Consider the following 18,566-nt stretch of genomic DNA (forward strand, 5'->3'; position numbering starts at 1 on the left):
GTGTAATTTATCTTCGTTTAACCAAACATGATATCAATAACTAAAAATGAAACGATAGAAAAGGTAAAAGATGAGCTCATTAAAGATTTGACAAAAGTAAAGAAAGGTGAAATTTATTTCTATTCTAGGAGAATTATATCCTACAAGTTCAATAACGAAGAACTTAGTCTAGTATTTAGAGGTGATAATTTCTCAATTGTAGATATTTTTTATAGCGGTAATGATTCACAAATACTTGGTCTTTTAAATAAGTGGAAAAAAGATCAAAAAACAAAATCTTATACTAATTATATAAATAACGTAAAATCTATGATTAAGGTATTATTAAACTTCTTATAGCTTCTCCTTCTTCAAGTACTTTCACAGCTTCGTTGATCTCGTCGAGTTTATATCTTCCAGTTATCAACTTTGTTGGATCGTACTTACCTAATCTAACTAGATCTAATAGTCGTGGCATATCTACTCGTGGTCTACCGCCGTAATTTCCTGCTATAGTTATCCCGTTTCTAACTATTGATGCTATTCTTACTGGGATGTCAGACGACGCTGGAGGTAATCCGACTAACACTACTCTACCTCCTATTCTAACGGAATCTGTCGCTATTCTAATAGTTTCCTCAACTCCTCCTGCCTCCACAACAACGTCTGCTCCCCCATTAGTTATTTGTCTTATAGCTTTCACTGCATCAGCTTCCTTTGAGTTTATTACATCAGTAGCGCCTAGATCTATCGCTCTGTCTAGCTTCCACTTTTTCGTACCAACAGCAATTATCCTCCCAGCTCCAGATGCCTTAAGCATCTGAATCACTGAAAGGCCAACTCCTCCGACGCCTATTACTGCAACATTTTCTCCTGGTTCAACCTTTGCCTGCTCTATTGCTCCATATCCTGTTATTCCTGCACAGCTCAAAGGTGAAACTTTCTCTAAATCAAGTTCACTGGGAACTTTAGTCAAAGCGTTCTCTCCAACAATTGCATACTCAGCAAATCCTCCCCCTAGAAAAGTTCTTACTTCTTTTCCGTTCAATGTTATTCTAGTTGTTCCATCAAACATGGTCCCCTTCAGTCTCACAGATGCAAAGGTCTCACATAGATTCTCATGCCCAGAAATACAGTTCCTACAAACTCCGCATGGATGAATGAAAGCTGAGACAACTCTATCTCCAGGTTTCACTCTAGTTACTCCATGCCCTACTTCCTCTACTATGCCAGCGATTTCATGTCCAGCAATGACAGGCGGTGGAACAGGAGTCTTTCCCTCAAAAACGTTTACGTCAGAGTGACATAAACCAGTTGCTGTAACTTTAACCTTTACTTCTCCTGCTTTAGGTTCAGCAATCTCAACCTCTTCTATCTTAAGAGGTTCCTTATACTCATGTAAAACAGCGGCTCGCATTTGTGTATAAGTGGATCCAAACAATTTAAACCTTATTAAACTTATAACTGACTAACTGTTAGTTCTCTTATGAGAATATTAGTTGTCGGTTCTGGAACTATGGGACATGGAATAGCTGAAGTTATGGCAATAGCCGGTCATGAGGTAAAAGTAGTCGATATTTCATGGGATATACTTAATAGAGCAAAGGAAAAAATGAATGAGTCTCTAAATAGACTTTACGAGAAAAAAGTAATTTCGGAGAGTCCAGAAGCTATTATGGCAAGAATCTCTATGTCAACAAGTTACGATGTCGCGTCCGATATAGACTTTGGAATAGAAGCTGTTCCTGAAATATTTGAACTAAAAAAGAAAATATTTCAATATTTAGATGAGAAAGCGCCTAAAACAGCTATTTTGGCTACTAATACTAGCTCAATCCCTATATCTGAAATAGCTGAATTCACCAATAGGAAAGATAAGGTTATAGGAATGCACTTCTTTAACCCTCCTCCTTTAATGAAATTAGTTGAGGTAATTCCAAGTAAATACACGTCTGAGGAAACAATAAATGAAACAGTAGAATTAACAAAGAGAGTAGGGAAAGTACCAGTAAGGCTTAAAATAGAGGTCCCAGGATTTGTATCAAATAGAATATTTATAAGGCTTGTTCAAGAGGCATGCAGAGAAGTGGAAAGTGGCGAAGCTTCAATCCAAGACGTTGATAGCGCTGCTAGAAATAAGTTAAAACTGCCAATGGGTATTTTCGAATTATCTGACTATGTTGGTCTAGATGTTGTAGTAGACATATGGAAGGTAATAGTTAGTAGAGGAGGTACCGACGTAAAATGCAGTTCATTTGAAAAGAAGGTCTCCTCAAAAGAACTGGGAGTAAAGACTGGAAAAGGATTCTATTCATATCCAGGAGGCAGATACGTAAAAGTTCCATTGCCTGAAGATAGTAAGGCGGATCCAGCACGTATTATTTCTCTTGCGGTAAACGAGGGGGCTTGGCTAATTGAGAATAACATAGTTAACGCCGAAGAAATAGATACGGTTATGAAATTGGGATTCAACTTTCCAAAAGGATTAATGCAAATTGCAGACGAACTTGGAGTTGACAGTATTGTTAAGAACTTAGAGGATATAGAGAAAAAAGGAGAAAAGGCATACTCTCCAGTAAAATTATTAAGAGAAATGATTAGCAGAGGAGAAACCGGTGTTAATGCAAAGAAAGGATTCTACAGATATACTTAAATTATTTAAATAACATAAGTCTTGATTAGTATGTCGGTTATAGATGCTTATAATTCCATTTATAGAGAACTCAAGCAAGAGGGTTACATATCTGAATATCCATTAGATCCCTCAGAGAAAATATGGAATAAGAGAATACTTACAATGAAGAGGGAAGAGCTCGAAAAGTTAAAGAGCTTTAGATTGAGAAGAATTGTTAAGTGGGCTTGGGAAAACGTAGAATTTTACAGAAAGTTCTGGAAATCTAAAGGGTTTGATCCTGATTCAATAAAGGAATGGAAAGATATAGTTAAAATACCAATTTTAAGAAAAGATGAGCTCAGAAAGGATTTACAGGCAAATCCTCCGTTCGGAAGTATAATGACACCAGATTTAGCTAGAAGAATAAGGTTTGTTGGAGCAACATCAGGATCTACAGGTCTTCCCACGTTTCAAGGTTGGGGGGCACTTGAGTTAGACTACTTTGAAGAGGCCCAGGCTAGATATCTCTGGACTTTCGCCGAAGTTAAACCAACGAAAGTTTATGCAAACTATCTTAATATGAGCGGTTTTTACAGTTGGGGTCCACCATTAGTTGAAACTGCAATGTGGAGATGCGGGGCTACCGCTATTGCAGGAGGGGGAGAGACGTACTTTAGTTGGAAAAGTAGACATAATCTAATTTTTAAGCTTTGGAAGGTTGACGTATTAGCTACTACACCTTGGTTACATAGGCTAATAGGAGAAGAGGCAAAAAGTGAAGGATGGGAAACTCCATTTAAGGTTCTCCTATTACATGGAGGAGCTGCAGCTGAAAATACAAAAAAGAAATTATTTCAAGTAAATCCTAACGCTAAGCTTGCAATAAGCGTATGGGGGACTACAGATGGACATATGGCAGTTGAAGTACCGAATCTTCCAGGACAGCTTGTAATATGGGAAGATATGGAAATATTTGATGTAGTTGACCCAAAGACTGATGAGCCTTCAGCTGAAGGTGAAAGGGGAGAGCTAATTGCCACACTACTAAATCACTTTACTATGCCCCTCATAAGGTATAGTCTTGGTGACTTTGTCAAAAATGAGTTCTTAACAGATCCTGATCCAACATATGGCATAACTCACGCTAGATTTGCTGAACCTATACCGGGTAGAGTAGAGTGGATGTTCAAAGTAAAAGGTAAACTCTTATTCCCAATATACGTTGAGGACGCAGTAAATGAAATACCAGATACAACTGGAATGTTTAACGTCTTCGTTTACGATAATGAGATGGATAAGTTAAAAATAAGGATAGAAACTAGAAGACGTGTAGATAACCAGTACGATAAGGATTCTAGGGAACTATTAGGTGGCAGACTTGGAATAAACAGCGACGATATAGAGATAGAATGGGTTGAACCAGGTAAAACTATGTGGACTGGATATAAATTACAAGTATTCATTGATCAAAGAAAGAAGAAGTAAAACATTTTTAATATAATATTACTGCAGTCCTTATAGGAAAGGATATTAAATTTAAAGTTTAATTTCCTTTTGTGGTAACTTTAAGGTACTTTAAGGGACTTTTAGTATCAGATCATTATGCACCTGGACTATCTTGGAGGGATGAAACTAGAGGATATACTGGCCTAGCATACAAATATGAAGAAGTGTTAAATTACTTCCGAGAAGAAGGGATTGAAATCAAGGACGAGGTTATAGATCCTATTCCCTTTCCTATAATTAGAGATAAACTGGAACTAAGAGATTATCAAATGAAAGCGCTTAGGTCTTGGTTTAAGAAGGGTAAAAAAGGGGTTATAGTACTCCCTACTGGTTCTGGAAAAACTGCAGTGGGGATTAAGGCTATCTCCTCACTTAAGGTATCCTCTCTTATAGTTGTTCCTACAATTGATCTTTTAGATCAATGGTCTCAGAAAGTGGAGGATTTTCTTGGTTTCCTTCCAGGAAAAGTTGGAGGAGGTTATAATGAAGTTGATGCAATAACGATTATAACTTACGATTCTGCGTACGCTAGAATAGAAGAAATAGGCAATAAATTTCCGTTAGTAATTTTTGATGAAGTGCATCATCTTCCCTCAGAAGGATATACGAACATAGCAGAGATGTTAGCTTCGCCGTATAGATTAGGTCTCACAGCCACTCCAGAAAGGCCAGATGGAAGACATACCGTCCTTCCAAGATTAGTCGGACCCATTATATATAGAGTTTCTCCCTCAGATTTATCTGGAAAATACTTAGCCGAATTCGAGATGAAAAGGGTTTACGTCGAACTAGCTGAGGATGAACGAAAACAGTATGAGGAACTTAGAAGTAAACTGAATACATTTCTGAAAAAGAATAAAATAAGTCTGAATAACCTTTATGCATTTCATAGACTCCTAAGAATGGCAAGTAAAAATAGGGAAGCTAGAGAGGCACTTTTAGCGTGGCATAATGCCTTAAGAATAGCTGTAAATTCCAAATCAAAGATTGAAAAATTGAGAGAAATACTTGCAGAAAATAGAAATGACAAAATAATTATCTTCACAAGGGACGTAGATATGGCCTATTCTATATCAATGGAATTTTTAATTCCAGCAGTAACGTATAAGACCGATAAGGATGAAAGATCTGAAATATTAAGAAAATTTAAGGAAGGTAAATACAAAGTGATTGTAGCTTCAAGCGTGTTAGATGAAGGCGTCGACGTTCCTGATGCAAGTATAGCTGTAGTTTTAGGAGGTTATGGCACTTCTAGGCAATTACTTCAAAGGCTAGGAAGAGTGCTAAGGAAAAACGGGGATAAGAGAGCGCAGATGATAGAGATTGTAACTAAGCGTACTTCCGACTATAATTTGAGTAGGAGGAGACATAATGCTTCCATCTGATCTTGCTAGGTTTAAGATCTATGGTGATGAAGTATCGCCCATCTTTGCTGACGAAAAAGATTTAGAACTAGCTAAGTCAATCATCTCCATTTTTAAACCAGGGAAAAAGGTTGGCGATGTTAGAGAAGAAATTAAAGTTCTTGAAGATGTATACAAATTATCTCCCTTAAGAGTTAAACTCATCAGAGGATTGTATAGAGTTTTCCTGAGAGAAGCCAAACTCTCAGAGGATTCACCAATAGACCCTCGAATAATTAGAAGAGAACTCTACTCCATTGGCCCTGTCATTACCCACGAGGATAGACAGAAGGTAATTAAGGAAGTTTCATCTAGATTAAACGTAAACGTAGAGAAGTACATGTTTTCCGATTTAGAAGACGAAAAAATAATAAAAGAGTTACCAACTATTACCCCAGATGACCTAATTAAGGCCTATAATTTATCCCTCCTTCAAACTATGTTATTTAAGGCTTACAAAGTTGAGGTAGAAATGGAAGGAAATTGGAAGGAAGTAGCAAGGAGAATAAAATGGCTAGGTCTAATGTACTTTGCCTACTCTAATCCTGTTAGAATTGAGATTTTAGGTCCTGCTACCCTTATTAAAATGACAGAGAAGTATGGGAGAAATATGGCCTTGATTTTACCCTATGTAGTATCCTCAAAAAAGTGGAGAATTTCGGCTGAGATCGTTCTGGGTAAAAAAAAGAAAAGGCTATATAAGATGGAAATAAAGGACTTCCCCTTAATTTTATCAAAGCACTTTAATGAAGAGAAATTCGATAGTACAGTTGAAGAGAAATTCTATGAGGACTTCTTAAAGAACATTAAAGGGTGGAAGATAATTAGAGAACCTGAGGCTATTGTCGTTGGCGATAGGCTTTTCATTCCAGATTTTGTTATCGAAAAAGATCCATTTAAGATATATGTAGAGATCGTCGGATTCTGGACTAAGGGGTATATAAGGGAAAAAATAGATAAACTAAGAGGCCTTAAGTCTAGCGAGATTTTAATCCTACTTAATGAAGAGCTAGCTAAAGAAGATTTTCCAGAAAGTAATATCATAAAGTACAAGGGAAAAGTAAACATTGCGCTAGTATATAGCTGGCTTAAAAGGTATGAGGAAACACATTCTAACTTTAACTTTGATTATTCTCTAAGTGGTGATATAGTTTCGCTGGTCGATATAGCTAAAAAGCTAGGAATAAATCAAGAAATATTAAGAAAGAACTTGAAGCAAGTTAAAGGTTATGTATTACTTAACAACTACTATATCAAAGAAGAACTTTTTAACAAGCTTTCAAAGATGGATTTTTCCGGAATGAGATTGAGCGAGATAACTAAAGTTTATGGAGACTATATAATAGAAGTTTTAGAAAGGTTAGGATATAAATTTAAGTGGGATTCGGTAATTGATGCACGAGTGATAAGATGAATGCTGTTATTCTTGATCTTGATGGGACTTTAGTCGAGACAGCACATGTTCATAAAATTGCCTGGGAGATCTCTCTAAAAGAGATGGGAATAAACATACCAGATAACTTAGATTCATTAATGGGAATGAGAACGATAGAGATTGCCAAGTTAATAGGCGGAGAAAAATGGAAGGAATTATTTGACAGAAAGAATAGGAACTACGAGGAGTTATTTTTCCAGCTAGCAAAGCCTACTCCATGCTCGAACGAGTTGATAAACAATCTGACATCAAAAGGAGTGAAGATTGCTGTAGTTACTTCATCCCTAATGAAATCTGCCCAACTTTCGTTTAAGCTATTAAATTTCTATCCAGAAGTTCTTGTTACAGGTGATCAGGTCAATAAGGGAAAACCTGATCCTGAACCTATAATAAAAGCGCTTAATATCATGATGGTCACACCAGAACATACGATAGGAATCGGAGATACTTTACAGGATATAATTGCGTACACAAAAGCAGGATTAAAAGAAAAGTATCTAATAAAAAATAATAACTTAAAAATTAAAATAGATGAAGTAGGGAAATATGGAGGAAGAGTTATAGATACTCTTTGTGATCTAATATCAAGAATTTAACGGTCTTATAGATAACCTAATGAGCCAGTAAATTGACTTTATTACTCCAGAAGCATTGTTAAGGTTCACCTCTTGTAAATCTTTAGAATATTCACCTTTTGTCTTCTTAAGCTCAGTAAAGAAGAATTCTATGCTAGAGAATATTTTATCTATCATTTTTTGTACAATATATCGAACAAATCTGTTGTGCATGGCAGATGTTATAACTGGTATTAATTCTCTAGTAATTTGGAGATCGTACTTCCAAGAGATATAAAGCAGATCCCAATAGTTAGAAGGAAGACTTTTAGGTGTTGGATAAGCGTTTTTTGAGATATAAGTTGTTGATATTGGGATCACTGGAAGAGGGAAAATCCAAGCTGTAAATTTATGGTCTATTATAGACTGAACCAGATCTATGCTTTTCTCTACATCGTCTTCCGTCTCCTCTGGATAGCCAATCGTCATAGTATAACAAGGATAGATAAAGTTCTCATTCATAATTGCCGTTGCATCAATTATAATATTCTTCCATTCCCTTACTGTCCATGGGAACGCCTTAGCTGTCATATATTTTTCCAAGATCCTAAGACTACCACTTTCAAGGCCTACTACAGGAGCTGCTGCCCTATCTGTATCATAATGAGATATTTCTGATATAGATCTAACGGTTTTAGGGCTTTCTCTAACCGCCGGCGCAGATATGTGAGGAAACCATATCCCATCTACTCCCATGTTCATAACTTCAGTAAAGAGCTTGACGATCGCGTCATGATTTGGCTTAAGCTTTGACGAGCCATAAAGCATCACATCATCGGTTATAAATTCAACTCTATTTCTTCCAGATCTTAGATTTACTTCAACCTCTCTCTTTATTACGTCCAAAGGTATTGACCTAAAGGTCTCTGGAGTTATAGAGCAGAACTTGCATCCTCTAGGGCATCCTCTAGTTATCTGAACTTCTCCTAATCTTGCCGGATTAACTATTGGCGGAATTTCCTCAAGTTTAGAATTCCTTCCCCTAAAGATGGCGGGTAATTCACTCTCTCCGTTAACTATTCTCTTTACTAATTCTGGAAAATCCACTTCAGCTTCTCCTATAAAAACTGTATCTACCCATTTAGGTTTCTTCAAACTCAATTCCCAAGCTCCAGGACCACCTGCTATCACCTTAAAATGATATTTATCTTTATATAGTTCTAGCTTTTCGCCAAACTCCTCAAAGAACTTGGCCGTCCAAGTAGGTCCTCCGCCAAATAGAAAGGATAGTTTTGCGCTTACAGGATTAAGTCCAAACGGATCGTGTGCTGTGATACCAATAATTTTGGTCTTATCAATAAATTTATCAATTTTTTCTGGAGGTACAACTGCAACTTTAAATCCTGAATTTACTAGGACTGCCTCAATTTTTCTTAGGGCATATGGAGCAATTAATGCTTTACCATCCTTATCCGTCTTAACTTGAGGTGTGAAAAACTTGTCCATAAATAGCCTAGGAACAATCCTAGATGGCATACATGCAACATATCCTAGGACGCTAGTTCCACCATAGTCTGTAAACGATCCTCTATCTGAGGATAAAATAACGTCATAAGACATTATAATGTATTTAGATATATCTTTTTTAAAACTTTCTTTTAAAAGCGTTTTATTGTTATCTCTACGGAATTAGGAGATAAAAGACCAACCGTAAAGTGGAGATGGATGACCCTTTAGAAAATATATAAAACTAAACAGTCATAACGTCTTTTAGTAATATAGAGAAAAGTTTCAATTAGCTCAATTAAGTGATATAATATTAATAAAAGAGGAAATTAAGGCCTATGATCTCTGAGACTTAAACTCATACGCTAGATTTAATGAATAATCTCAAAAGGTAGACCTCCGTTGTAATGAAAGGATTGACTATAAAATATGAAGTATATAAGCCTTAGCTGGGAGTTCAAGCATTTCACGTACTTATCATTTTCTTTCAGATAGTTTTTGAATACTTAATCTACTTTTAATCTTATATTAGAATACAATAGAAATTATAAAATAAAAAAGCTAAAATCATAATATCTTTGACAATCATCAGATAATAATTTATAAAGATTAAATAACTGTTTTTATCTCTTCTTAATTAAAAATTATCAGTAATGAACATTTATCTTTACATAATAATAAAACAAAAAAGAGGTTATATAGTCCTTGAAAACACCTTTATTTCAGGGAAAAGCATAGTATGTAATACTTATTTAAGTTGTAATCCCTAATATATATTAATGGGAGCGGATAAACGAGAACTAATTAAGTCGTTAACTGAGGCAAAAGAATTAATATTAGATGGATATTTAAAACAAGGTATAGATTTAATTGAAAAGACAGTCACATCAGACAATATAAAGGAATCTAATTGGGTTATTTGTAATATTATAGATGCAGTACCGTGTCAGAATCTAGTTACAGTTCTAGATAATATTGGAAAAATGTTTGATATTTCAGTTTGTGGTAATGTAAAAAGAGTAATATCCTGCTACTCTAAGGTCAATAAATATAACGAATTAGTCGATATAGCTATAGATTCGATAGTCCAAAAAAGAAAGGTAGAACAATTAGATAAGGTTTTACAAGAACTTGGAAATAACGGCATGATATATTATAAGCTAGCTCTAGCATATGAAAAACTCAATTATTCTAAAAAAGCTCAAGAATTAAAGAAAAAAGCATGTGAAAATGGAATAGCAGAAGCCTGTCAAAATATAAACCAAGTATTCAGTAGTTTTTCATGATGAGAAAAACAAAAATCATCGCCACATTAGGTCCGGCTAGCGAGAATAAAGTTAAAGAACTTTCAGGTCTTGTAGATATTTTTAGATTAAATTTTGCTCATGGGGATGAAGCTGAGCATAAGAGATATTTTGATATAATTAACGATGAAGCTAAAGGTACTCCTATCCTTGTAGACTTACCTGGACCCAAAATAAGGGTAGGGGATATACAGGGAAAGTTGGATCTTAGGTCTGGACAAAAAGTTATATTTTCAAATAAGGGGAATGGGATCCCAGTAGAAGATCCTGTTTTTTTTAAAGGTGTAAAAAATAATTCAATTATACTATTATCTGACGGTAATATTAAGGTAAAGATTACCGAAGTAAAAAATGATGAAGTAAAAGGATTAGTCTTAGAAGGGGGAATACTTACCTCAAGAAAAGGAATAAACATTCCGGATATACAGCTTCCTTCGGGTATAACAGACAACGACATGAAATTGCTCGATGAAGCATTGAAACTTGGAGCTGATTTTATAGGCCTTTCATTTGTGCTAAGTAAAGACGATATAATCAAGGTCAAAGAAAAAGTAAAAGATACGGCATGGGTGATCGCTAAAATTGAGAAAAAAAATGCTGTAGAGAAATTAAAGGATATAGTTGACGTTAGTGACGCTGTAATGGTAGCAAGAGGAGATCTTGGAGTAGAGATAGGACTGGAGAATTTACCGTTTATTCAAAAGAGAATTATTTCTGTATCTAGGCATAGCGGAAGACCAGTAATTTTAGCTACTCAAGTCCTAGAATCTATGGTTACTTTTCCTGCTCCAACTAGAGCTGAAGTAATTGACATATCAAATTCTATCTCAGAAGGTGTCGACGCTATAATGCTAAGTGACGAAACTGCTGCAGGTAATTATCCCGTAGAAGCTGTAAAGACACTAAATGAGATCATGACAGCTGTGGAGAAAAGAATAAAGACTATTAGACCACCTCCTGTAACTCCTGATGATGCAGTAGCTGTAGCATCTGTAAACGTTGCTGAAATATCTAAGGCATCGATAATTATTGTTCATAGCCGAAGTGGAAATTCCACCATAAGAATTTCTAGATTAAGACCAAAGTCTAACATTATAGGTATATGCCCAACTGAAGTCCTAGCTAGAAGGCTTAAGTTATGTTGGGGAGTTTTCCCAATTATTAGCGATAAAAACATGAGAGATATAGATGACATAATAATCTATGCTGAAAATGTATCAAGGCTTTACGGTAAGTGCGGAGAGAATATAGTTGTAACTGGAGGAGATCCCAGACTTGAGGAAGGAAGAACAGATTTCATAAAGCTACATCAAATACCATGCTGATAAAGTTTTTATTTTATGAAGAGAATAAACTATTATGACTAAAGTAATAAAGCGAGACGATAGTGAGGAAGATTTAATTTACGAAAAAATAGTTGTAAGCGTACTAAAGACTGGTGCTTCTGTAGAAATAGCAAGAAAGATAGCCTTTATTGTAATTGGGAAAATCTATTCTGATGGAAAAGACAAAATATCGGCAAGAGAACTCACTTCCCTTATTTTGCAACAACTTAAGAAGGAAAATGAAGAGTGGTATAGAAGGTGGATAGCGTTCGATAAAATAGCTAAGAAGAGAGAAACTGAGAAAGAAATACAATGATTTTAAGTATAGTGAACAAAATCTAACTTACAGATGATGATCTTCTAGACTTAACGAAAAGATGAGATAAGGGTGCAAGCACTGACTAGTAATCATAAGGACAAGGATAATTTTCCCCTTTAACTTTTCGTGCAACACTACAGAGAGGGCATATATTCATGACCTCTTCTCCTCGGATCATCCTTCTAACTAATAGATCAACCATTTCCATGAAATCATCGTTACTTTCCAACGTCTTCTTTAGCTCATCATTTCCTCTCTTTCCTTTTAAATAATAGTTAACGTCAGCAGTGCTTATTCCCATTAGTACACTTATCTGCATTTGAGATAACCCATGCTTACGTAACTCATCTATTAATATAGCCTTAACCGCTGGAATCACGTCCCTAACAGCTACTTCGCAAGGAGCTATAATTCTTGCCATAATATTAACTATTTCATTTTAACGGTATTTAACGGTTTCGCATATCTTTTTCAAAAGTATTGTAATTTCCCATCAAAATAGACTTAAAGAAAAGAAAAGTTAAAATTTTTACAAATTTATTATCTTTATTTCCCTAGTTTCTCTACTAGCTCTTTGGGGGCGTCCTTCTCACTAACTGCTCCTCTTCCAGTCTTTCCATTATCGTCGTACGTGAAGGACACCATTTTTCCTACTTTCCAAACCTTCTTTACCTTTGATATATCTACTTCTTTTTCCTCTCCTTTATACTTGAACTTTACTTTAGTTGCCATTATGATAAAACTTAGGAGATCCATTAAAAACATTACGATAAAAATAGTAGTATGACTTGCAAGAATAACGCAAGGGTAATATCATTGTATTGAATAAATTAAACATAATCTATATTTCCTATAAGGAATTAACATACTTAGATAGAAATCCATAGTCCTTTGACTTTCCTATAACTAGATCTGAGGCGTATTTGCCCATTGCTGGGCCATAACTCCAGCCTAACCTACAAGCACCCGTAGATATTACAATATTTTCCTTTTTTCCTATAATTGGAAATCCATCGGGTGAACAAGGTCTGAATCCCATGTTCATCTCTTCTATATATTCTATGTCAATTAATTTGGACGCCTTCTTCAAGAAGATCTCTGCTCTAGAGGAGTCATAAGAAGAATCAGCGTCAAATCCTCCAGTAATTTTTACGCAATTACTTAATGGAGATATTGCAACGCCTTCTTCTTGGATGACCGCTGCATAATTAAGTTTAGGATCTCCCTTAACCCTATAACCATATCCCTTAAACGGTGTTATTGGAATATTAATTAGCTTGGTAGTCCAAAAACCAGTTGTTAAAACTATAAAATCAAAATCCTTTATCTCCTTGATTTTAAGACTATCAATAGCTATTCTTTTAAACAATATTCCTTTCAGTTCTTTCATCATTCTAGAGATAAATTTTTCAGTAGAAATTCTAGATAGTTCAGGAAAATATATGGAACCAGCGAATCCCTCTATCTCCTTAACCTCATACCTCGGATTAAATGGATTTTTCTTTTCCTCACGCAAACCTTTCTCAAGGTCATTTATATTCAAATAAATCTCATAAAGCCCATCAGCCCTATAATCGAAGTCATTTCGTTCCTCAGCAAAATTTTTATAAGCGTCTAGAGAGAATTTTGCCATTTCCCTCATTACGTCCCATACCTCTTGAGGCGGTTCCTTATTCAAATTAACAAGGAGCTCTTTCAGCCAGAACTTATTTACATTTTTTATCTCTGTTGTTCCTAATAATTTATACTTTAGCATTTTAGCAATCATTTCAGTTGTATTTATTCTATCAAATCTAGTAGGCTCGATCAAACCAGCTGCATGAATTGAATAACTACCAGGATCTGCAGGATCGAATAACGTGACATTTACCCCCTCTTTCATAAGATAATAGGCTGTAAACAGTCCCACTATACCTGAACCTATTATAGCTACTTTCAACTTAACCTCATCTTAAGAGAGATTAAACCCTAATATGTTTTTTTGCAAAAAATAATTTAATTCCCTCTAGTATAGTTTTCAAGTGATAGTTTCCCTAGTGAAAAGAAAGGAATATAAATTTATTCGTGAATTTTTAATAACCATGAAGATTAAGATATTCCTGCTTAAAGAAAACTTAGTAAAGGAAATGGAAATGCCTAATAACTCTAAAGTTAAGGACCTGATTAAAGCTCTAGGTTTTACAGTACAAGGTACCGTCGTATTAAGGGATGGCACTCCTATAGTAGAAGAGGAAAATCTTATGCCTGAAGATAAAATTACTGTAATATTAACGGCTACTGGAGGATAAACAAAAAATCACATGTAAGCTAGTGCTCTATATCTGGCCATATTTAAGGCTTTATTATAGCATTCCAAAGCCGATTTTCCAACCTTACTCCATCTAAACTCAGAATTTACTCTTGAGATTGAATTTTGCCTAACTTTTTCCCAGAACTTTACGTCATCTACTTTTAATAGTTGAGCCTTGTTTAGTAGGTCTCTATTTTCTGTTTCATCAGCTAGAGAAAGATATATAGAGGTCTTAAGAGCATTGGCTAAAGATGATATACTTTCTGGTTCTACTAAGAAACCAGTTCCATTACTAGTACTCCACCTTAAATCAATTACGCTTTCTGCAAGTCCCCCTACCGTAAATGCGACTACCGGAAGACCTACTGCCATAGCTTCAATAGCATTGATTCCGAATGGTTCCCATCTGGATGGAGCTACAAAAACCGAAGAGATGTAATGAAATAACTTATAGATATCAAGACTTGGAGTAGAACCAATTATTAATCTCACATTGTCCCTTACCTCTGCAGCTCTGTCTATAACATCCTGAAGTAATCCATAGTCGTCTGTGGGTATTCCTAGAACAATAAGTCTAGCGTTCCATATATCTCTCACTACATCCTTGAAAGCCCTCAGAAGTATATCAATTCCCTTTTGATATATAATCCTTCCAGTAAAGAGAACTAGTGGACCGTCTCCTAATGGCTCGTATGTCCAGTCATCTCTAATTCCTATTCTACTTCTATTGTTCCAAAGCATGTTCCCGGAGGCATAGTCATTCGGAACTACTTTTATATTAGGAAGAAAAGAATACATTTTCTTCCTTCCTTCAGACCTATTTATTGTTCCAAGAAATTTAGAAGAAAAATCCTTTACCGTATTTACATCCCAGTCAGTCCCATTGTAAGTTACGCACCCCTTATTCTCCATAAAGTTACCTACATAAGAAAAGACATCATAACTTAGATAGTTTCTACTGACAGAGGCAATTAAGTCTGCCTCATAACATCCAAATTTTTCAATTTTTCCCTCACAATAATCCCACAAAGTTCTAGTACCATAAAGAACATGCTTAGAGACCATCCATACATAGTGCGGGTAATCCTCTAAACCGCTCCAATCTTGAGATGCGTAATGCCAAGGTGCACCCACCCTATTCAGTAAATGTATAGTATAAATTAAGGGGACGATTAATCTTCTCTGTTCAAAGGAAAGTTTAGCTTTTACTCCAGCTATTACAGAATGCCAATCATTCACATGGATAATTGATGGAACGTTATCAAATTGCATTACTTGAATATATCCTTCTATTGCCCTCGCAAATAGGCTTGCTTTCTCCATAGTGTTCTCATAGAGATTCCACGAATCTATGATCTTTCCTGTATTATAATCTAGGCCTTTGGCTATCATAATTCTCATTCCATCTAGATCTCCAATCTCAAAGCCTAACCTGTACGGATATGTTCCACCATCTAGTCCTTTCCTTACTCCAAAAAAGGAGAGACCAGAATCTCTAAGATTCATAGACTTTCTATAATAGTCGCTCATATGTCTACCATGACTTGGCATTAGCACTGTTACCTTAATACCTTGATTCGCTAACTCTTTTCCTAGATTATACACTGCATTCCCTAATCCGCCCATTGAGGCTACTTTCAAAAGTTCAAATGTCAATAACCAAACACTATCTACTTTTTCTGGCAACCATAAAGATTCAATTCTCTTCATTATCTAACCACTCCTTCAAATATTTCTCGTTATCTTTAAATCCTTCATCTCTTTTCAATATATCATAAAATTGCTTCTTATTCCAAGCAACTACTGACCTCTTTCCGTTTTTTACGAAGAAGAACGGATCATTCCTTATATTTAGTTTATTAAGCTCCTCATCAAGAAAAGAGTTTATCGCATAAAATTCATTTATAAAAGCGTCTACTGGCGTTGAATATGAACTAAAATAAGAATGAACTTCAGCAGGACCACCTCCTCCAACAAAAAGATAATAGTAATTATCACTAGTAGTAAAGTACTTCCAAGCCTTCAAATATTCCCCACCTAACTCTTTTGAAATCATTTCTGTCCTTCTGACAGCCTCATCATATGCCCACTGCATCACGTTTCCTAACCAACTCGTTTCATCCTTATTTACATCAGCCCAACTCCACGTTCCGTTTACATCTATCTCGTAATATGCATCGCTTATTAAATCACTTGGTGTAAACATTCTTACTCCTCTTTTATTTAGTTCTTCAGGTAACCATCTGAGAAAGTCAAGTATTCCAGATTCAGGCCAATGGTGTTCGCCAAACGTTTCGTAGTCAACAAAAATATTTATCATCTGTCCAGGAGAGTCCTTAATCCATGAAGCGTATTTGTCAGCGGTTAGCGGGAATTGATTCCAACTTCTCATAGAAAACCTAAATGCAAGATCATCGCTCAATTGATAGTTTCTAAAGAACATTGCTATCTTTCTTCCTTTTTTCTTATAGACATAGTTTGGACTTGATCCTCTAAGTATGCTTTCTTTTCCTTCAGCCATTATTCCGCTAAATCCCATCTTTTCCGCTTCATCTATTATTGTAGGATTAGTAAGGAGCTCTGTATTCTCAAATATTTTTGGTGAATATCCTAAGTAATCCTTAATTGCTTGAATCTGATCTTTAATCTGCTCTCTCCATTCCGTTTTATCCTCCCAAAGTGAGGTTACTGAGTGATAATATGTCTGGGCTAAGAATTCAACCTTCTTTGTTGAGGCTAAAATCTTAAATAGATCTAAAACCTCTTTCCCCCATCTTTCAGCCTGTTCCAAGAACGTACCTGATAAAGAGAAAAAATACTTCGTATCCCGACCTTCATATTCACCTTTTTCAATCGAATTTAAGATAATATTGGTTGCAGGTACGTAACACTTTTTCTTGACTCTATCAAATACTTCTTTGTTTAAAGTTATGTCAAAGAACTTTTCAAGTGGATTACCCTTAAATCTTGGATTCCAATAAGCATCGTTCCTTATTCTAAATGGCTGATGTACCTCAAATCCTATTATAGCTTTATCCACCATAAACTCTTATATGATGCCATTCAAATAAAAATTATATGAAGTGGAACTCAGAGGACATTAAAGTAATTATTCCAATAGGAGGAGAAGCTACAAGATTAAGACCTCTTACTTTAGAGACTTCTAAAGCAGCGGTTAGATTGCTTAACCGACCTTTGATAGAGTTCTCTATTTATGAGCTGGCAAGGCAGGGAATAAAGGAGTTTATCTTTGGTGTAAAGGGGTATGTAAACTACAGGTCTCTTTTCGATCTATTTAAGGAGGGGATCGGATTCTCAGCTAGGTATAAAATAAAACCCAGGGTTCACTTCAAGTATCAGCCTAGGGTTGATAGCATAGGAAATGCCGATTCAGTAAGAATAAATATGGATTACTACAGGATTGAAGATATAACAATGGTAATACAAGGGGATAATATTTTCAAGATAGATGTGAAAAAGCTCGTAGACTATCATGTGGATAAAAAGGCTATGATGACTATTGTTCTTAAACCATGGGATAACGTAGAGGAGTTTGGTGTAGCTGACGTTGATAAGGATATGAGAATAAGGAGATTTGTTGAAAAGCCAAAGAGAAAAGAGGATGCTCCTTCTAACTTAATAAATACTGGGATTTATGTATTGTCGCCTGAAATAGGTAGTATTTTTAAAAATGACGACTTAGTTAAAATGAGAGAAGAGGGCAAGTTGGACTTTGGTAAGGATATAATTCCTTATCTAATAGAAAAAGGGTACCTAGTATATGGATATGTAACTGATGATTTGTGGTTCGATGTAGGGACACCAGATAGGTATTTAGATGCAATGGAAACTCTGCTGAAAACGCTTAAAGACTCAGAAATAGGAGGAAAGAGAATAGATTCTAGTAGAAGGATATTTGTACAAGGTACTAGTTCGGACTCTATAAGGAGAAGAAATATAATAATTTCAAAATATAAAAAAGGAAGGCTGAAAATTGAGGGGAATGCCCTAATAGGGAGACATTGTCAAATAGGCAATAATGTATATTTTCAGGATTCATCAATAGACAACTTTTCTATTGTAAAGAATCAGGTTAGAGTGATTAGAAGTTCGATTATGGATAGGGCTTACATAGGAGATAATGTAAGCATAGAGGGCTCAATAGTAGGAAGACATGTAGAAATAAGGGATAACTCGAAGGTACTTAATAGCGTAATAGCAGATGATGTAGTTATTGGCGAAAATTCAGAGATTGTAAATTCTAGGATTTATCCTCATAGGACAATAAACGCAGGAAGCAAGCTACACGATACTATATTGACGTGAAGTTC

18 protein-coding genes are annotated in these 18,566 nt (G+C 35.5%); 11 read left to right on the forward strand and 7 right to left on the reverse strand.

Features of this window, described 5'->3' with window-relative positions; translation table 11 throughout:
* Positions 1–27 precede the first annotated feature (27 nt).
* The gene (locus tag CM19_RS11775; RefSeq protein ID WP_048100647.1) at positions 28–339 is read left to right on the forward strand and encodes a hypothetical protein; all 312 of its coding nucleotides are present in this window, start codon (positions 28–30) and stop codon (positions 337–339) included.
* On the opposite strand, the gene CM19_RS11780 is transcribed toward CM19_RS11775, so the two are convergent.
* Positions 314–1,396, reverse strand: coding sequence for an alcohol dehydrogenase catalytic domain-containing protein (locus CM19_RS11780; protein ID WP_048100648.1), 1,083 nt, complete (start codon positions 1,394–1,396; stop codon positions 314–316). The two genes, CM19_RS11775 and CM19_RS11780, sit on opposite strands and share 26 nt — an antisense overlap.
* 69 nt (positions 1,397–1,465) lie before the next feature.
* On the opposite strand from CM19_RS11780, the gene CM19_RS11785 reads away from it, so the two are divergent.
* The 5 genes from CM19_RS11785 (at position 1,466) to CM19_RS11805 (ending at position 7,533) form a co-directional block, all read left to right on the forward strand.
* A complete protein-coding gene (locus tag CM19_RS11785) occupies positions 1,466–2,632 on the forward strand; it encodes a 3-hydroxyacyl-CoA dehydrogenase (protein WP_048100649.1) in 1,167 nt (388 codons plus the stop codon).
* 30 nt (positions 2,633–2,662) lie between these two features.
* Positions 2,663–4,078, forward strand: coding sequence for an acyl-CoA synthetase family protein (locus tag CM19_RS11790; RefSeq protein ID WP_048100650.1), 1,416 nt, complete (start codon positions 2,663–2,665; stop codon positions 4,076–4,078).
* 71 nt (positions 4,079–4,149) lie between these two features.
* Positions 4,150–5,484 carry a DEAD/DEAH box helicase family protein gene (locus tag CM19_RS11795; protein ID WP_048100651.1) on the forward strand — a complete coding sequence of 445 codons (1,335 nt, stop codon included), beginning with the start codon at positions 4,150–4,152 and terminating at the stop codon, positions 5,482–5,484.
* Positions 5,471–6,916, forward strand: coding sequence for an endonuclease Bax1 (gene bax1 / locus CM19_RS11800; RefSeq protein WP_048100652.1), 1,446 nt, complete (start codon positions 5,471–5,473; stop codon positions 6,914–6,916). Before CM19_RS11795 ends, bax1 begins: the two co-directional genes overlap by 14 nt.
* Entirely contained in the window at positions 6,913–7,533 is a 621-nt protein-coding gene (locus CM19_RS11805; RefSeq protein WP_048100653.1) for an HAD family hydrolase, read from the forward strand. Before bax1 ends, CM19_RS11805 begins: the two co-directional genes overlap by 4 nt.
* Here CM19_RS11805 and CM19_RS11810 read toward each other — a convergent pair.
* A complete protein-coding gene (locus CM19_RS11810) occupies positions 7,522–9,111 on the reverse strand; it encodes a B12-binding domain-containing radical SAM protein (protein WP_048100654.1) in 1,590 nt (529 codons plus the stop codon). The genes CM19_RS11805 and CM19_RS11810 overlap by 12 nt on opposite strands.
* 665 nt (positions 9,112–9,776) lie before the next feature.
* Between CM19_RS11810 and CM19_RS11815 the strand changes: the two genes are divergently transcribed.
* The 3 genes from CM19_RS11815 to CM19_RS11825 are packed head-to-tail and all read left to right on the forward strand — an operon-like array spanning position 9,777 to position 11,942.
* Positions 9,777–10,283 (forward strand): DUF1955 domain-containing protein, encoded by a 507-nt coding sequence (locus CM19_RS11815; protein ID WP_048100655.1) that lies wholly within the window; start codon positions 9,777–9,779, stop codon positions 10,281–10,283.
* Positions 10,283–11,626 carry a pyruvate kinase gene (gene pyk, locus CM19_RS11820; RefSeq protein WP_048100671.1) on the forward strand — a complete coding sequence of 448 codons (1,344 nt, stop codon included), beginning with the start codon at positions 10,283–10,285 and terminating at the stop codon, positions 11,624–11,626. The genes CM19_RS11815 and pyk overlap by 1 nt, the downstream gene beginning before the upstream one ends.
* Before the next feature lie 34 nt (positions 11,627–11,660).
* Positions 11,661–11,942, forward strand: coding sequence for an ATP cone domain-containing protein (locus CM19_RS11825; RefSeq protein ID WP_048100656.1), 282 nt, complete (start codon positions 11,661–11,663; stop codon positions 11,940–11,942).
* Positions 11,943–12,027: 85 nt separating this feature from the next.
* Here the strand turns inward: CM19_RS11825 and CM19_RS11830 are convergent, their stop codons facing one another.
* From CM19_RS11830 to CM19_RS11840, 3 genes are all read right to left on the reverse strand, one after another.
* Complete coding sequence (locus CM19_RS11830; RefSeq protein ID WP_048100657.1) at positions 12,028–12,366, reverse strand: transcriptional regulator; 339 nt, start codon at positions 12,364–12,366, stop codon at positions 12,028–12,030.
* A 125-nt stretch (positions 12,367–12,491) separates the two neighbouring features.
* Positions 12,492–12,677: a Sul7d family chromatin protein gene (sul7d, locus tag CM19_RS11835; protein WP_048100318.1), complete on the reverse strand. Its 186-nt coding sequence runs from the start codon at positions 12,675–12,677 to the stop codon at positions 12,492–12,494.
* A 118-nt stretch (positions 12,678–12,795) separates the two neighbouring features.
* Positions 12,796–13,884 (reverse strand): FAD-dependent oxidoreductase, encoded by a 1,089-nt coding sequence (locus CM19_RS11840; RefSeq protein ID WP_048100658.1) that lies wholly within the window; start codon positions 13,882–13,884, stop codon positions 12,796–12,798.
* Positions 13,885–14,026: 142 nt separating this feature from the next.
* Between CM19_RS11840 and CM19_RS11845 the strand changes: the two genes are divergently transcribed.
* Positions 14,027–14,233 carry a MoaD/ThiS family protein gene (locus tag CM19_RS11845; RefSeq protein WP_048100672.1) on the forward strand — a complete coding sequence of 69 codons (207 nt, stop codon included), beginning with the start codon at positions 14,027–14,029 and terminating at the stop codon, positions 14,231–14,233.
* 8 nt (positions 14,234–14,241) lie between these two features.
* Here the strand turns inward: CM19_RS11845 and CM19_RS11850 are convergent, their stop codons facing one another.
* Together CM19_RS11850 and CM19_RS11855 are read right to left on the reverse strand one after the other, a co-directional pair.
* Entirely contained in the window at positions 14,242–15,945 is a 1,704-nt protein-coding gene (locus tag CM19_RS11850; protein WP_048100659.1) for a glycosyltransferase, read from the reverse strand.
* Complete coding sequence (locus CM19_RS11855) at positions 15,932–17,275, reverse strand: glycoside hydrolase family 57 protein (RefSeq protein WP_048100673.1); 1,344 nt, start codon at positions 17,273–17,275, stop codon at positions 15,932–15,934. The genes CM19_RS11850 and CM19_RS11855 overlap by 14 nt, the downstream gene beginning before the upstream one ends.
* A 38-nt stretch (positions 17,276–17,313) precedes the next feature.
* On the opposite strand from CM19_RS11855, the gene CM19_RS11860 reads away from it, so the two are divergent.
* Entirely contained in the window at positions 17,314–18,561 is a 1,248-nt protein-coding gene (locus CM19_RS11860) for a nucleotidyltransferase family protein (RefSeq protein WP_048100660.1), read from the forward strand.
* Positions 18,562–18,566: the final 5 nt, after the last annotated feature.

Origin of the sequence: Candidatus Acidianus copahuensis, assembly GCF_000632495.1 — an archaeon.
In the GTDB taxonomy this organism is placed as follows: Archaea; Thermoproteota; Thermoprotei_A; order Sulfolobales; family Sulfolobaceae; genus Acidianus; species Acidianus copahuensis.

What these genes read in the sequence shown, in the direction of transcription:
- CM19_RS11775 (WP_048100647.1), top strand. Translation starts at nt 28, where the DNA reads ATGATATCAATAACTAAAAATGAAACGATAGAAAAGGTAAAAGATGAG.
- CM19_RS11780 (WP_048100648.1), bottom strand. Translation starts at nt 1,396, where the DNA reads ATGCGAGCCGCTGTTTTACATGAGTATAAGGAACCTCTTAAGATAGAA.
- CM19_RS11785 (WP_048100649.1), top strand. Translation starts at nt 1,466, where the DNA reads ATGAGAATATTAGTTGTCGGTTCTGGAACTATGGGACATGGAATAGCT.
- CM19_RS11790 (WP_048100650.1), top strand. Translation starts at nt 2,663, where the DNA reads ATGTCGGTTATAGATGCTTATAATTCCATTTATAGAGAACTCAAGCAA.
- bax1 (WP_048100652.1), top strand. Translation starts at nt 5,471, where the DNA reads ATGCTTCCATCTGATCTTGCTAGGTTTAAGATCTATGGTGATGAAGTA.
- CM19_RS11805 (WP_048100653.1), top strand. Translation starts at nt 6,913, where the DNA reads ATGAATGCTGTTATTCTTGATCTTGATGGGACTTTAGTCGAGACAGCA.
- CM19_RS11810 (WP_048100654.1), bottom strand. Translation starts at nt 9,111, where the DNA reads ATGTCTTATGACGTTATTTTATCCTCAGATAGAGGATCGTTTACAGAC.
- CM19_RS11815 (WP_048100655.1), top strand. Translation starts at nt 9,777, where the DNA reads ATGGGAGCGGATAAACGAGAACTAATTAAGTCGTTAACTGAGGCAAAA.
- pyk (WP_048100671.1), top strand. Translation starts at nt 10,283, where the DNA reads ATGAGAAAAACAAAAATCATCGCCACATTAGGTCCGGCTAGCGAGAAT.
- CM19_RS11825 (WP_048100656.1), top strand. Translation starts at nt 11,661, where the DNA reads ATGACTAAAGTAATAAAGCGAGACGATAGTGAGGAAGATTTAATTTAC.
- CM19_RS11830 (WP_048100657.1), bottom strand. Translation starts at nt 12,366, where the DNA reads ATGGCAAGAATTATAGCTCCTTGCGAAGTAGCTGTTAGGGACGTGATT.
- sul7d (WP_048100318.1), bottom strand. Translation starts at nt 12,677, where the DNA reads ATGGCAACTAAAGTAAAGTTCAAGTATAAAGGAGAGGAAAAAGAAGTA.
- CM19_RS11845 (WP_048100672.1), top strand. Translation starts at nt 14,027, where the DNA reads ATGAAGATTAAGATATTCCTGCTTAAAGAAAACTTAGTAAAGGAAATG.
- CM19_RS11850 (WP_048100659.1), bottom strand. Translation starts at nt 15,945, where the DNA reads ATGAAGAGAATTGAATCTTTATGGTTGCCAGAAAAAGTAGATAGTGTT.
- CM19_RS11860 (WP_048100660.1), top strand. Translation starts at nt 17,314, where the DNA reads ATGAAGTGGAACTCAGAGGACATTAAAGTAATTATTCCAATAGGAGGA.